The organism is Glycomyces xiaoerkulensis (assembly GCF_002798405.1).
GTDB classification, from domain to species: Bacteria; Actinomycetota; Actinomycetes; order Mycobacteriales; family Micromonosporaceae; genus Glycomyces; species Glycomyces xiaoerkulensis.
Window position 1 is genome coordinate 210,182 of the sequence record NZ_PGGV01000037.1, and the last position, 15,529, is coordinate 225,710.

Sequence of the window (15,529 nt, forward strand, 5' to 3'; positions counted from 1 at the left end):
GCTCCGGTGCGGAGCCGGGCCGTCGCGCGTCCGAGGGCTATTCGACCAGGAGGAAGAAGTATCCGATGAAGATCACCATGAGGCCGTAGCCGATCGGGTGGACCTCCCGCCAGCGTCCTCTGGCGATCATGGTGATGGGGAAGAACAGCAGGCCGAGCGCGATCCCGTTGGCGATCGAGTAGGTCAGCGGCATCGCCGCGATGGTGATGAACGCCGGGAGGGCGTACTCGAGCCTGCCCCATTCGATCCCGCCGAGCTGCCTGGCCATGAGGACGCCGACGACGATGAGCGCCGGGGCGGTCACCTCGCCGTAGTTGGCCACGAGTGTGAACAGCGGGAAGGCGACCAGTGAGACCAGGAACCAGAGCGCGGTGGTGACCGAGGTCAGTCCGGTGCGGCCGCCGACCGAGACGCCCGCGGACGACTCGATGTAGGAGGTCGTGGTGGAGGTGCCGAGGACGGCGCCGCCCATGGTGGCGACCGAGTCGGCCGCCAGGGCGCGCCCGGCGCGGGGAAGCTTGCCGTCCTTGAGCATCCCGGCCTGCCCGGCGACCGCGAACAGCGTGCCGGCGGTGTCGAAGAAGTCCACGAACAGCATCGTGAGGACGACGATGATCATCTGCGTGGTGAAGGCGTCGTCGATGCCGGTGAAAGCCGCGCCGAAGGCGTCCAGGTTGGGCGAGGAGGAGTCCGCGATCTCGAGCGGAATGTGCCCGGTGACCACGCCGAGCACCAGGGTGGCGAGCATCCCGTAGAGGACCCCGCCCTTCCAGCCCAGGACCAGGAAGACGGCGGTGGCGGCCAGGCCGAACAGGGTGAGCAGCGCGGGCGCGGCGGTGAAGTCGCCGAGGGTGACCAGGGTGTCGGGGTGGGAGGCGACCAGGCCACCGCCCTGGAGGCCGATGAAGGCGATGAACAGGCCGATGCCGGCGCCGGTGGCGAGCTTCATCTGCGTGGGGATGGCGTTGATGATCGTCTCGCGGATGCCGGTGACGGCCAGGACGAAGAAGATGACGCCGGAGGCGAGCGTGCCGGTCAGGGCGGTCTGCCAGGGGATGCCCATGCCGACGACGACGCTGAAGGCGAAGAAGGCGTTCAGTCCCATGCCCGGGGCGAGTGCGATCGGGTACCGGGCCCACAGGCCCATGACGAGGCAGCCGAGAGCCGCGGCCAGGGCGGTGGCGGTGAAGATCGCTCCGGGGTCGGGGGCGTTGCCGGCGCCGAGGGCGTCGGCGATCCCGAAGCTGAGGATGCCGGGGTTGACGGCCAGGATGTAGGCCATCGCGAGGAAGGTCGTGGTGCCGGCGAGCAGTTCACGGGCGACGCCGGTCTTGTTCTCCGACAAGCGGAAGTAGCGGTCGAGCGGTCGCTTCACGGCGGGAGGCAGTTTCAAGGCGTTGGCCATTCGGGCATCTCCTGTGACGGGCGCGTCGGGGCCGGGCAATGGTTCCCCTGGGGACGCGGAGCAATCGGATTCGGCTCTGAACCTGTCGGTAATCTACCGTGCCCGAGGCGGCATGGCGAGTGGAGCCGCGCACAGAAAAACGCCCCGGAACCAAGGGGGAAGGTTCCGGGGCGGTGAAGGCCGCACCCCCGGTGGCAGGAATCCGGGGGCGCGACAAGGACCGCACCGTCAAGCAGCGGGCGGTAGTTCCGAGGATCCGACCCCTGAGACAACTGCTAAACGCGGGAGCGCTTCACGAGGTTGCATAACGTTTTAATAACGCACTCAGGGGCGTGCTCGACCGCTACCAGCTCTCGGTGGCCCGGCGGCGGCGCATCACGAAGAACAGCGCGGCACCGGTGGCGGCCAGCGCGGCGGCCGAAACCAGCGCGACGGTCAGCGGGGCGCCGGTGGTCGGCAGCTCGTCGCCGGCCGGGGAGGTCGAAGCCTCACCGGGGCTGGTCGTCTCCTCGCCGGGGGTCGTCTCGTCGCCCCCGGGAGGCGTGGACTGGTCGTCACCCGGAGGGGTGGAGCCGTCATCACCGGGGGGCGTGCTCTGGTCGTCGTCGGGCACACCGTCGGCCGGGCAGGCGTGGGTGACATTGAAGACCGGCTCATCCTTCTTGGCACCGGTGATCTCGGCTTTGGCGGTCTTCAGCTTCCATCCTTCGGGCGTGCCGACGTAGGCGTGCTTCTCTTGGCCGCTCTCGCCCGGAGAGACGACGGTGGCCTCAAGCTCGCTGGTGTCCCCGCCCGGCTCCTCGAACGTGGCGATCACCGACTCGAAAGTCTCGCCTTGGCTGTTGGGCAGCAGGAAGACCCAGCCGTCGTAGTCATCGGGCTTCTCGTCCGGGATGTGCTCGCTCTCGCCGCAGATCTGCGGAAACTCGTCGGAGTCGACGTACGTATCCTGGTGCGCGGACTTCAGCTCCGCGGGGTCGGTGTGGTCGTTGGCCTGGCCCGGAGCCGCAAAGGCCAGGGCGCCCGCCACGCCGACCGCTCCTGCCGCGGCCAGCGCCCCGAGCCTGTTCAGAGGTTGCTTGAGTTCCACTTATTACTCTCCGTGATGAGATGAATATAGGGATCGAATGTGCCGGATTCGAACTGGGCAATAGCTGAACGCGCGAGCGGTCCGCAAGGTTGCATCGCAATTTGATGTCTTCCCAGGCAGGAGGCCACTTGCGTGGATTCGCCCCGCTTCGTCCCCGGAGTCGGCGGGCTCCCGGCGGCGGCCGGGCCGCGCTCCCGGATCCGGAGAGGCGGCCTCGTAGTGGGATCCTGTCCCCATGGCGGAGGACTTGAAATTGACCTACGACCGCGCGCCCGAGGCCTGGCACGAGGGGCTGCCGATCGGCAACGGCCGCATCGGGGCGATGATCGGCGCGGGCCTCATCACCCTCAACGAGGACGGGTTCTGGTCCGGAGACGGCCTCTGGCAGGTGCCCGAGGGCGTCGAGGGAGTCGTCGACGAGGCGGCCGAAGCGATCCGGCGCGGCGAGCACCACGCCGCTGACCGGCTCCTCAGCGGCCTGCAGGGCGACGGCACGCAGGCCTACCAGCTGGCCGGGACGCTGCGTTCGGCGCACTCCGACGACGCCGAGTCCGAGCGGCGCGAGCTGGACCTGCGCGACGGGCTGGCGACCGTGGAGCGGGGCCGCGTCCGGCAGGAGGCGCTCGTCTCGGCCCATTTTGGGGTGCTGGCGGTGCGCTGGATCGCCGAGGAGCCGTTCGAGCTCTCGCTGGACTTCGAATGGCCTCACCGGCACGGCTCGACGCTGGCCGACTTCGACGAGCTGACCTTCACCGGTTACGCCCCCAAGAACGTTCCGCCCAAGACCGAGCCCGGCGAGATCGATTACTCCGGCATCGACGGCGTGCGCGGCATCTGCCTGAACGCGCAACTGCGGTGCGACGGCGACCTGGCCCCGCGCGACGGCGGCTTCCAATTCACCGACTGCCGCGAAGCCGTGGTATTCCTGGCGATGCGCAGCGGTGCCGACCCCAACGAGCTGCTGCCGCAGGTCAAGCGGGAGTCGCGGCACGCCGCGGCCAACGGCTGGAAGACCCTGGCCGAACGTCACGTGGCCGAGCACCGGGAGGTCATGGACCGGGTCCGGCTCGAGATCGGCGGCGAGCGCCCGGAGGCGCCGGTCGACGAGCGGCTGCGCCGCCGGGCGGCCCGGGAGTCCGACGAACAACTGCCGGTGCTGGCGTTCCAGTTCGGCCGCTACCTGCTGGCCGCCTCCTCGCGCCCCGGCACCCAGGCGGCGAATCTCCAGGGGATCTGGAACGACCGGGTCGACCCGCCCTGGCACTGCGACTACACCACCAACATCAACGTCGAGATGAACTACTGGCCGGCCGAGACCTGCGCGATGCCCGATCTCCACGGGCCGCTGTTCGACCTCGTCGACGACCTGTCGCGCAGCGGGACCGAGACCGCCCGGAAGCTGTACGGCGCCGGCGGGTGGTGCTGCCACCACAACACCGACCTCTGGCGGCTGACCACCCCGTGCGACGGGAACCCCGCCTGGCAGAACTGGCCGATGGCGGGTCTGTGGCTGAGCATGCACCTGGCCGAGCACTGGAGGTTCACCCGCGACGAGGAATTCCTGGCCGATCGGCTGCCGACCGTGCTGGGGGCGGCGCGGTTCGCGCTCGACCGGTTGAGCGCGAACCGGGACGGCAAGCTGGTCACCAATCCCGCCACCAGCCCGGAGAACCGGTTCACGACGCCCGAGGGCGAGGCGGCGGTCGACGAGACGACGGCGATGGACGCCGCGCTCGTGCGGGAACTGTTCGAGTTCGTGCTGGAGGCCGCCGACATCGTCGCCGAGACCGTCCACGGGGAGCACCTGGCGGTGGTCACCGCCGTCAGGGAGGCGCTGCCGCGCTTGGCCGGGCCGGGGATCGGGTCGGACGGCCGGATCCTGGAGTGGGCCGGCGAACGCGAGGAGGCCGAGGTCCACCACCGGCACCTCTCGCACCTCTACGGGGTCTTCCCGGGATCGTCGTTCACCGCCTCGCCGGAGTTGATGGAGGCCGCGCGGCGGAGCCTCGAGGTGCGCGGGGACGCGGGCACCGGCTGGTCGCTGGCGTGGAAGACCGCGCTGTGGGCGCGGCTGCGCGACGGCGACCGGGCCCACAAACTGCTCGGCGAGTTCCTCACTCCGGTCGGATTCCGCCGGTCGGAGACCGAGTACGCCGACGGAGGGGTCTACGACTCGCTGCTGTGCGCGCACCCGCCGTTCCAGATCGACGGGAACTTCGGCACCACCGCCGCGATCGCCGAGATGCTGGTGCAGTCGCACCGCACCCGGGATGAGGTGCCGGTCGTCGAGCTCCTTCCCGCGCTGCCGGGCGCCTGGTCCGAGGGTGAGGTCGAAGGGCTCCGGGCCCGCGGGGGCGTGATCGTGGAGCGCCTGGCCTGGCGCGGCGGCAAGGTCGTCGAATGCACGCTGAGGGCGACCATCGACACCGGGTTCCATCTGGAGATGCCCGGCGCCGGGGGCGACCGGAAGCATGCGCTCGCGGCCGGGGAATCGTGGAGGCTCGAGAACGGGCGGTGAACGGGGCGGCCGGAGCCCTGTGCGGGCCCCGGCCGTTGGGTATGAACGGTATGAAGGTGAAGGTCCGCGTCAGCAGTCCGAGCCGATGACGTTCCCCAGCACTGTTATCCCGCAGACGCTCCAGTCGAGCGCCCCGGTGGCGTCGATGTTCACCAGCGGGACCCCGCGGTCCGGTCGGACCGGTTCGTCCTCACCGGTGTTCGAGTCGTCGCATTCGACCTCCCCGGTCTCGGACGCCACGGCGACCCCGCAGACTTCCCATTTGGCGAAGTCGCGGAGGTCGACGTCGGCCGCCGACAGGGAGGCGTGGCCGGCGGGCTCGGGCGCCTCGGGCAACCGCCGGCCGACCGCCTCGGCGGCCCCGGCCGCATCGGTACCGAAGGTGCTCTGACAGGCGGAATCGAGTGCCGTTCCGGCGGACTGCTCTCCGCACACGAACGGCACCAGCGACCGCTCACCGGTCTGAACCGAGGCCAGAGTCAGCCAGTCCGGTGTGGTCGGCCATGCCGCGCCGCTCGGGATCGCCGCCGCGGCGGCGGCGACGGCCGAAGCCGCCACAATGGTCCTGTAACGCATAGCTTCCTTCGATGTCCGCCTACGAGCGTCTTCACGATGCGGGCCGGGGCCCGACGGCTCCTACCAGTCGCCCTGGTCGGCGCCCTTCGCCTTGTGGTCGCCGCCCTCGCTGACGTGGTCCTGGTTAAGGCACTGCTGGTCGAGCGACGGCGAGACGGCGATGTTCTGGCCGCAGATCTGCCAGTGCAGCGCGCTCGAGGCGTCGGCGTTGATCGCCGAGACGTCCCCGGCGGTCACGCCGGACTGCGGGCCCTCACCGATGTGGTCGCGGTTGTCGCAGACCTGGCCGAACGACTGGGCCAGTACGTTCTGACCGCAGATCTGCCAGTGGGCCAGGCTCGAAGCGTCCAGGTTGACCAGGGACGTGTCCCCGGCGGACACGCCGGAGTTCTGCGCCATCGCGGGCGCGGCGGCTCCGGCGGCGGCCATGCCTGCCGCGGCGAACGCGGCGAAGGCGGTGGTCTTGCGCATGGTGTTGAAGTTCCTTTCTCGAAGTGCAGGGGCGGGTCCGTGTGAGCTCGCCCCCGGGTCCCGCTGTCGGGTCTATTCGGACACGTGGTCCTGGTTGAGGCACTGCTGGTCGAGCGACGGCGAGACGGCGACGTTCTGGCCGCAGATCTGCCAGTGGGCGGCGCTGGAGGCGTCCACGTTCGCCAGGGACACGTCCCCGGCGGTGACGCCCGACTGCGGGCCCTCACCGATGTGGTCGCGGTTGTCGCAGACCTGGCCGAACGACTGGGCCAGCAAGTTCTGGCCGCAGATCTGCCAGTGCAGGGCGTCGGAGGCGTCCAGGTTGATCAGCGAGACGTCCCCGGCGGCCACGCCCGAGTTGTTGCCGGTCGCCGTGGCGGGGGCGGCGGCGCCGATGGCGGCGACGCCGGCGGCAGCGGCTGCGACGGTAAGAACCTTGCGCATGATGCTTTTCGTTTCCTTCTTGGTTGTGCGCCCGATGGCTCGGGCGGCTTCCTTTGGATTCGGCCGGTCTTCTCGAGAAGGCGGCCGGTGTGGGCCGGGCCGCGCGTCGGCGCGCCGGACAGCGCCGAGGGACGGACCTCGGGCGTTGCAACCGGTGGGATCGGGCGCACTGCGGCAAATGCGCTGAGACAACCCGCGCCGACGCGCGGGGGCGCTAATCAGGGGCGACGGACAGCTCGGCGGCGCGGTCCACGGGCCGCCCCAATTCCCCGATCACCGCGCAGTCGAGCGACACCTGCTCGTCGGCGGTGCAGGGGGAGACGTCGACGGCGGATTTGCCACCGTCCACACTGATACCGGCGGTTGAGCCAGCGGCTCCACCGGGGATGACGCTCAGGTGCTGCAGTGCGAGCCCGTCTGCGGGCTCGGGCTGCTCGGCGTCGGCGATCGGCGACCGCATCCGGTCGGGTGCGATCGGGTCCGCCTCCGCCGCGCCGGTTTCGGCGGCGGAGCGCTCGAGGTCGGCGGCCGACCGGTCGTTGTGCACTCTCGCGAGTGCCGCCGCCACCTCGACGGGGACCGTGTCCGGTTGGAGGGCGGTGAAGCTCGCCTGTCCTCGGCCGTCGGCGAGGACGCCCCCGGGCGGCGTCGCATCGCTCGTCGTCGCGAGGCCATCGGTCACCAGTCGCGCCACCACGTCGACCTCATCGGTCACGGGCGCGACGGTCTCGTAGACCCCGGACACCGCGTCGGCCGGGTCGTGCGCCACCGCGGACGCATCGTCGACCAGGGTTCCCAACAGCGGTGTCACCACTCCATCGGCACTGTCCTCGCTGGACTTGCCATTCGCATCGCCGGACGACGCTTCGCTCCGCAGCACGTCCGACACGGACTCGACCGGCTCTTCCACCAGCGAACCCGCCGTCTCGGTCAGGCCCGACACCAGCCCCGGCGCCGATCCCTCGTCCGCGGATGCTTCATGTCCCTGCTGGTCTTGCGGGACCAGTCGCGCGGCCAGACGCGACGGATCGAGCACCTCTGCGGTGAGCGAGTCGGTCACCGCGGCAAGGCCCTGTGCCTCGGCGGTTTCGTCCGATGCCCAAGCGGTCGCCGTGCCGAAGGCCCCCAACAACAGGAAGCCGAACACTGCGAACACGGCGCCGAGGAGGAGCCGAGGCACGCCGAGCCGGCGGGTGTTGCCGCCGCTTCGCTCGATGCTCGCCATGGGTCTCCTCCGACGTCCTGAACCTGAGCGCGAGCACTTCGTGCGCTCGCACCCAGAAGAACGAAACGACCTGAAGCCCGGATACGGGGCGAAGGAGATTTTCTGGTGCAAATTTGGTAGAAGAGCACTCACTTAACACCCCGAGCCCCACTGGTGGCCGGTTTACAGAGCTTTTACACGTGATCAACGAACGGGTAATTGCTTCTTGCGAGCGTGTCCTGACAGACCGATCGCCGCGCGAGCGCCGACGTGCCCCCACCGGCGCCACCACGAGAAGGGCTCCTACCTGATGGCAATCAAGGCCGAGTACATCTGGCTCGACGGCACCGAGCCGACCGCCAAGCTGCGTTCCAAGACCAAGATCCTCGCCGAAGGCGCGGAGCCGCCGCTCTGGGGCTTCGACGGCTCGAGCACGAACCAGGCCGAGGGCAACTCCTCCGACTGCGTGCTCCGTCCTGTCAAGACGGTGCCCGATCCGATCCGGGGCGGCGAGAACCTCCTGGTCCTCTCCGAGGTCCTGGACACCGACCTCACCCCGCATCCCTCGAACACCCGCGCCGCGACGGCGGAGGTCGCCGAGAAGTTCGCCTCGCAGGACTCCTGGTTCGGCATCGAGCAGGAGTACACCTTCATGGTCGGTTCCCGCCCGCTCGGCTTCCCCGAGGGCGGTTACCCGGCCCCGCAGGGCGGCTACTACTGCGGCGTCGGCGCCGACGAGATCTTCGGCCGGGAGATCGTGGAGAAGCACCTCGACAACTGCCTGGCCGCCGGACTGCCGATCTCGGGCATCAACGCCGAGGTCATGCCCGGCCAATGGGAGTTCCAGGTCGGCCCCGCCTCGGCCCTGGACGTGTCGGACTCGCTGTGGCTGGCCCGCTGGCTGCTCTACCGCACCGCTGAAGAGTTCGGCGTCTCGGCCACCATCTACCCCAAACCCGCCAAGGGCGACTGGAACGGCGCCGGCTGCCACACCAACTTCTCCACCAAAGCCATGCGCGAGGGCTACGAACCCATCCTCGCCGCCTGCGAAGCCCTCGGCACCAAAACCGACGAGCACATCGCCGGCTACGGCCACGGCATCGACGAACGCCTCACCGGCCAGCACGAAACCGCCCACTACACCCAGTTCTCCTACGGCGTCTCCGACCGCGGCGCCTCCATCCGCATCCCCTGGCAGGTCGAGAAGGACAAGAAGGGCTACCTCGAAGACCGCCGCCCCAACGCCAACATGGACCCCTACATCGTCACCCGCCTCATGGTCGACACCGTCTGCACCGCCCTCGAAAAGAAGGGCCTGGTCTAAACCACCACCAAATGAGCCACACGAATCGGAGGGGCGGAGCGCCGCAACGGCGCCCCACCCCTCCGAATTGCGTCAACATACTGGCCGATGGTCTTACGGTAGACACGAATCAGACCCGCGGAGATCTCAGAATGCGATTCGAAGGCTGTGATTGTGTGATGCAGCAAGGCGTAAGCCCCTTGGGCGATAACCTGTTTAAAGATTCTTGTTGCACCAGAGGCTTCCTTGTTGCCCTCTAAAGGATCTCAGCTATGACGACAACTGTTCAAGAATATGCTTGCGTAGATTCAATCTCGATAGGGTAGCTCAAGGTTGAGTAGGTCCTTCCAAGCCATTGAAACGGCAGTCCTTGTCATCGCCAGTGGCGAGACGTCAACATTATGACTGTTCAAGAATCTCTTCAGGTCTAGCAGTCCCAAGACGAACCAACCACACCCAAGCAGAAGATTAAGCCCTACTGGAATCATCACTTCGAGCCAGGTAGGCCCTAGACTGAACGCTCCACCAGTCGCTAGGGCTTCGAGTAGAGCCCAAAAGAGTACAGCCAGAACGGGCGATGCGACCAACCACCTCAGACCCCATAGCAACAAGCGATACCCTGGACCCCTTCGGAATCGTCTGACAATTAGGGAAGATGATTCATTCACAGATACCTCACAGAATTATTGATGACTGATCAGTCCTCCTATTAGTCTATCGCATTGGTCTCCCCCACTCCGGCTGAAATCCGGCAAGAACTTCCAACGGGACACCCCGTGGCTCCAACTCCGAAATAGCCGGTCAGAGTCCACTCCCCTCCAAAGGAAACCGATGACTCAAGACCTCCGACTAGTCCTTGACCAAGACTGACCTCGGCAAAGTAGTCATTCCCTACAAGTTCGCTCTCAGAACTGGAACTTGAAATCATTATGGCACCGACCTTTTCAGCTCCCGCAGATGGACCCAGGCCCCCAGACCAACGTTCTGTCGTGACCCATCCATCCTCACGGGTAAAGATCTTGCACCGGTCATATGAAACCGACAATGCCACCTGCAAGGTCCACGTGCTACAGAGCCCGATACTTCCCGCCCCATATGCCTCCCACAATTTAGGCAGGCTGTCCTCAATTACTTGCGTCGCCAAATTAACTAGAACATCCGGTATATCCAATTCCCGCATATCCTCCCATAGCAGCGAGACTGCGGAGAGCAACTCATCTTCGAAATCCTGAGACAATATCTCGTCACCAGTCGGAACTCCAGGAGGATTTGGATTCCCCTCACCAGCACCGCATTCAGCCTGCGTGTATGGCCCATTGCAGCTAGGAGGTTGTGGTCCACATTCCCATGAGGTGTATGGGCCATTACAACCGCCGTTGGTATCTTTGGAAGAAGAGCATGAGTTCCGTCTACATTGATCGGTTCCGCAGCCGGTCTTCTTGCATTCGTCCTTGGTCTTGAGACTGCCGTCATTGTTGTGATAAGAGCAGTCGCCATCTATGCACGACCAGTCGAGTCCAGTGGGATCGGTTCTGATAATCGGATTGTTACCTGTGTAGGCGTACCCGTTGATCTGCTGGGAGTCAGTGAATCTCTGGATGGGATCTCGGGAGATGAATCTGCCGACGGTGGGGTCGTAGAATCGTGCGCCCATTGACACGAGTCCGGTGGGGTCTTCGGTGCCGGTGTGGAAGCCCTGTTGGGTGGCTGTCCAGTCGACGGTTTCGCCCCTGGTTTTGCCGAACGGATCTTGGCGCCGGTAGGTGAGCACCATGGTCGCCGCCGAGACGGCCCAGGCGGCGGTGCCCTGGTGGGTGGTGCCGATCCAGGTCAGGCCCTCGTCGGTCGAGCGGGTGGCGATCATTTCCCCATTGTGGCTGTAGGTCCGCGTGGCGTGTACGACGCCCTGGGGGTCGACCGAGATCTCGTGGCCGGCGACGAACAGGTTCTGCGTCCCGTCCGGGTCCAGGCGTCCGATGCGGTTGCCCTCGCCGTCATAGACCATTCCGGTGGTGCCCTCGTCGGAGGTGATCGAGGCCAGCTTGCCGCGCGGATCCCATTCCAGGGTCTCGGTCTGGCCGTCGACGGTCCTTTCGGTGAGGTTGCCGGACTCGTCCCAGGCGTAGTCGTCGACCGCCGTACCGGTGGTGACGGTGTCGACCAGGTGGGCCTCGGTGTCGGTGTAGTCGTAGGCGGCGGTCTCGGCCGTGCCGTCGGTGCCGTGCTCGGTGACGGTGGTGCGGTTGCCGGTCACGTCGTAGGCGTACTCGGTCCAGTAGGCGCCGGGCCCGCCGATGTCGGACGCGTCGAGGTCGGACTCGTCCGCGCATTCGCCGGTTCCGGCCTGTGCCCAGGCATCGGTCAGCCGCTGCAGGTAGTCGTAGACGAAGCACTGCCGCTCCGGCTCGCCGGGCGAGTCGGTGACGCTGTCGGCGATGGACAGGATGTTGCCGGCCTGGTCGTACTCGTAGGAAAGGTGCGCAACCATCGAGCTGGAGACCGAGTCGCGCGACAACCGGTGCTCGTCGACTCGGCGGGTGCCGTCCTGGAACGTCCAGGTCTGGTGGACCTGTTCGCCGGTCGTCCCGCCGAGGACGCGCTGAGCCAGCTCGCCCCAGGCGGTGTAGGACGCCTCGGACACGTAGTCGGTGGTGTCGGTGCCGTCCGAGAAGTCGCCGAAGACGCGCGTGGCCTGCCCCAGGTCGTTGTAGTGGTAGGCGACCGTTTCCTTGCCGAGGCCGGAGATCTGCGGCAGGTTGGTGTTCGACACCGACCCGTCGGGCAGGTAGAACTGCTGGACGTTGTAGGACCCGGCCAGGTCCTCGAATCCCGGCAGCTCGGGGAGCCACTGCGTGACCGAGGTCGGACGGCCCGCATCGTCGTAGTTGCGGACCTGGGTGATGATGTTCTGCCCGTCGACGATGGACACCGACAGGTACGGCAGGCCGACGCCGTTGTTGGCGTTGTCGTAGCGCCAGGCGCCGATCCATTCACCGGTCGCTTCGTCACCGGCGTACAGGTCCGTCTTGCGTCCGAGGTCGTCGTAGACGGTCGTCAGCGTCTGGCCGCGGGCGTCGGTCGTTTGGACCAGTTGCCCGGCCTCGTCGTAGGCGGCGGTGGTGGTGCCGGTGTCGGGGTCGGTCGCGCTGACCTGGCGGCCCCGCAGATCGTAGGAGTACGACCATTCGTTCCCGGCCGGATCGGTCACCGTCTCCAGGTTGCCGCGCTTGGTGTAGTCGTAGACCGTCGCATCGTGGACCCCGGTGGCGGTGTCGCCGTGGTAATCGCGCTTCTCCACCATTTCGCCCCGGGCGTTGGTGATCGTCGCGGTCGGCGTCGCCCCCTCCGGCGGATTGGTCGCGACCATCCAGCCTTCGGTGGAGCCGCCGTACACGGTCTCGGTCGCGTGGAGGATCTCCTGGTGGGACATGAACTCCTCCAGCACCACCCGGCCGGCGCCGTCGTAGGAGTAGAAGGTGCGCGCCTGGTCCTCGCCTTGGGAGACCGCGACCAGATCCGTGCCCGGGCCGGTCTCGGCCTCCCAGTTCGGCCCCGACTCCCACAGCCGCAGCCCGCGGCTGTCGTACTCGACGCCGGTCACCAGGCGCCCGCCGACCGGGGTCGGGACCTGCTTCTGGGCCTCGCGCAGCAGCGAGTCGTACAAGGCCACATTGTCGAGCCGCTGAGTGCCGCTCGGGGTGACCGCATAGGTCGTCACCGCCGACGGCTCGGTGTTCGAGACCTTGTACTCGTAGGCGGCGGTCGGCACCTCCGGATGCTCGGTTCGGTCCCAGCCCGGCCCCCACGCCGCGGTGGTGCGGCCGAGCGGGTCGTAGGCGATCTCGGTTACCCCGCCGTTGGCGTCCACGGTCTTGACCGGCTGCCCGCGGTGCCGGTCGGCGTGCACGGTGGCGGTGTGGCCCAGCGGGTTCTCAGTGGTCACCGACTCGACCGGCCCACCGGCCGCCGGCGTATAGGCGGTCGTGGTGGTCCGGTCCAGTGCGTCGGAGGCCGACAGCACCCGGCCGAGGGCGTCATAGGTCGCTTTGACCTTCGCCACCCACACCGGGGAACCGTTCTCGTAACGGTCGACCACCTCGGTCCTGGTCGCCAGGCCACGGGTGGGGGCCGCGGTGTCGTCGGTGCTGCCGTCGTAGAAGTAGCGGGACTCGTCCACCAGGTCGGTCGGCAGCGATGCGGTCTGGTCGCATGCGGTCGCGACCGTCTGACTGCGGCGCGGGAACCGGTACAGGTTCTCGGCGGGATTGTCGGCGTACCAGGTCCGAGTGCACCGCTCGTCGTCGTCCACCGACAGGTCGCCCAGGTCCGAGACCTCGATCTCACGACCGCGGTCGTCGAATTCGGTGAGCCGACGGGTGCGTTGCCAAGTGCCGGTGGCCTCGTCGAGCAGTTTCCTCCCGTCGCTACGGGACTCGCCGACGTGCCACGCCTTCAGGCTGCCGCCGTCGTGGGACCGCTCGGCGGCCAGACTCGTCCAGTACCGCGACACAATCGAGGAGATCAGATGCGCCCCGTCGTAGGAGGCGGCCTCGAACACCGCGCCGGGCAAGGCCTCGTGGTCGGTTGCGGTGTCGCCCTCGTCGTCGGCGACGACCACGTCGATGCTTCCGGACCCGTCGGCATTGGCCGGCTGGCCGTCCATACCGCGGTAGTAGCGGGTCCGCTCCTTCAACTGAGTGCCGGAGTTCGGGGTGCCGGTCCTGGTGGTCACCTGGGCGTAGCCGCGCCACTGGTTGAACGTGCGGTTCGCATCGGCGGTGTGCTCGGCGTCGTTCCAGGCCCACAGGCGCTCGGTCCCGCCGCCGGAGATCGAGTAGTCGTAGTAGGTGCGCACCGGCACTTGCCCGGCGGTGGTGTCGAACTCGGCGACCTGGGTGACCACGTACTTGTGGAACCACTCCTCGCTCTCCCCGTCCTCGGACAGGACGGGGTAGCAGCGCCGGTCGTTCTCGAGCGGGCCGGGCAGGTCGTCCCAGGCGCAGTCGGGTGCCGAGTACCAGACGCCGGTCACCGACCCGGTCTCGGAGACGATCGCGGTCAGGCGGGTCCGCCACATCGACGGCGTACCCTCCGAATGCTCGACCCGGTTGGGGAAGGCGATGCCGGTGAACGTCACCGGCGGGGTCGACTCGGTCCCGCCGACATGGCCGGTGTGCTGCACCGATTTGAGCCACAGGACCGTGTCCTCGCCGTCGCCGTAGTCGAGGAATTCCTGGACCAGCTCCCAGGAGTCGACCTTCGAGAACCCGCCGGAGCCGTCGGGCACGTAGGTGGCCACCGAGGCAAGACGCTTCGAGGAGAAGAACGCCGGAGACAAACTGTCGGTGCAGGGAGATGCATCGCAGTCCTGGTCCCACGGCGTCTCGGGCCAATTGTCGGCCTGCGGGTCCCCATCGGCGTCGTAGCAGTCCGCCTCGCACCGGTCGGTGTAGGAGAAGTCAACCTGTCCGGCCTGCACCGACGCGTCGTCGGTGCGCAGTCCGTAGTCGATGCGGTCCAGCCGCACCGAACGATCGAACGCCGACCGGTTCTCCTCATCGGCCGCCGCCCCGTAGTGGCCGGTCTCGGCCGACCAGTCGAACTCGGTCCGGTTGCCGTGCACGTCGGTGACCGAATCGAGCATCCACCGATACGCCTGCGAGCACTCCGAAGCGGCGAAGTCATCGGCCGTGTGGCACGGCTCCCCGGAATGATTGCCGAACACCGGCACTTGCAACCGCGAGTCGGTCGACCCGGCCCGGTCGGCGAAGGTGTACACGGTCCCGTCGGCGGCGGTGATCCGCCACCGCTCGGTCGAGGCCGACGAGCCGTCGGCGGGCGAACCGAGCTGCTCGACCTTCCAGTTCGGATCGGAGGCCGCGGTCCACTCGCCGGTGTCGTCGTCGAGCACCAGCGGGGCGTTCACCCCGTCAAGCACCAGCGTCACCGAAGGTGACTCGCCGTCCCAGCAGCGGTCGGCCGTCGCGTCCGGGGTGTTGCCGCCGTCCTCTGCCGCACAGGAGGCGTAGGTCCGCTCGACATAGCCCGGCGTATACGACCAGCCGTCCCCGATCAGGCCGGACTGGTTGTTCGACGAGACCGTGTGGCCGTCCACCGCCTGCGACGAGTACGAGAGCCCCACCTGCGGGACCGGCCCCTCCCCCGGCGGCAACTGGAACCCGTAGGTGTAGTTGAAGCCGCCGGTCGAGCCCCCTTGCGACCATGAACCCGCGTGCGACAGATCGGTCGCCGACCAATCCCCGGTCGCGTCCGAGCCGCCCGAACCGCCGGCCGAGGGCACCTCGATCTTCCCCGACTCGGTCGCCAGCCCCTGCTCGATCAGGTCAACCGGTTCGCCGACCACCGGATCGGTCGACACCGGGGTCCCCGGATCCGGCTCGGTCGCGCCCGACTGCGCCTCTGCCGGGGTCTGGTAGGCGAACAACGCGGCCGCGGCGGCCATCGCCGAGGCGGTGAACATCCGCGCGGCGGCGACTCCTCGCCGCCGCCGGGGCGAC

At 67.8% G+C, this 15,529-nt stretch carries 9 protein-coding genes; 2 read left to right on the forward strand and 7 right to left on the reverse strand.

All coding sequences use genetic code 11. The features are described from left to right. Positions 1-37: 37 nt before the first annotated feature. Together CUT39_RS17375 and CUT39_RS17380 are read right to left on the reverse strand one after the other, a co-directional pair. Positions 38-1,405, reverse strand: coding sequence for an NCS2 family permease (locus tag CUT39_RS17375; protein WP_100448713.1), 1,368 nt, complete (start codon positions 1,403-1,405; stop codon positions 38-40). Positions 1,406-1,748: 343 nt separating this feature from the next. After that, on the reverse strand, positions 1,749-2,495 hold the full coding sequence (locus tag CUT39_RS17380) for an LPXTG cell wall anchor domain-containing protein (protein ID WP_100448714.1): 747 nt from the start codon (positions 2,493-2,495) through the stop codon (positions 1,749-1,751). A gap of 235 nt (positions 2,496-2,730) precedes the next feature. On the opposite strand from CUT39_RS17380, the gene CUT39_RS17385 reads away from it, so the two are divergent. Next, complete coding sequence (locus tag CUT39_RS17385) at positions 2,731-5,013, forward strand: glycosyl hydrolase family 95 catalytic domain-containing protein (protein ID WP_100448715.1); 2,283 nt, start codon at positions 2,731-2,733, stop codon at positions 5,011-5,013. 69 nt (positions 5,014-5,082) lie between these two features. Here the strand turns inward: CUT39_RS17385 and CUT39_RS17390 are convergent, their stop codons facing one another. The 4 genes from CUT39_RS17390 to CUT39_RS17405 form a co-directional block, all read right to left on the reverse strand. After that, on the reverse strand, positions 5,083-5,589 hold the full coding sequence (locus tag CUT39_RS17390) for a hypothetical protein (RefSeq protein WP_157930782.1): 507 nt from the start codon (positions 5,587-5,589) through the stop codon (positions 5,083-5,085). 60 nt (positions 5,590-5,649) lie between these two features. Continuing rightward, positions 5,650-6,060, reverse strand: coding sequence for a hypothetical protein (locus tag CUT39_RS17395; RefSeq protein ID WP_100448717.1), 411 nt, complete (start codon positions 6,058-6,060; stop codon positions 5,650-5,652). Between the two features lie 72 nt (positions 6,061-6,132). Further along, a complete protein-coding gene (locus CUT39_RS17400; RefSeq protein ID WP_100448718.1) occupies positions 6,133-6,504 on the reverse strand; it encodes a hypothetical protein in 372 nt (123 codons plus the stop codon). Between the two features lie 214 nt (positions 6,505-6,718). Next, on the reverse strand, positions 6,719-7,729 hold the full coding sequence (locus CUT39_RS17405) for a hypothetical protein (protein WP_100448719.1): 1,011 nt from the start codon (positions 7,727-7,729) through the stop codon (positions 6,719-6,721). A 289-nt stretch (positions 7,730-8,018) separates the two neighbouring features. Here CUT39_RS17405 and glnII point away from each other — a divergent pair, with 289 nt between their 5' ends. Continuing rightward, on the forward strand, positions 8,019-9,032 hold the full coding sequence (gene glnII / locus CUT39_RS17410; protein WP_100448720.1) for a glutamine synthetase GlnII: 1,014 nt from the start codon (positions 8,019-8,021) through the stop codon (positions 9,030-9,032). 688 nt (positions 9,033-9,720) lie between these two features. On the opposite strand, the gene CUT39_RS17415 is transcribed toward glnII, so the two are convergent. Then, entirely contained in the window at positions 9,721-15,492 is a 5,772-nt protein-coding gene (locus tag CUT39_RS17415) for an RHS repeat domain-containing protein (protein WP_100448721.1), read from the reverse strand. Between the last annotated feature and the right edge of the window lie 37 nt (positions 15,493-15,529).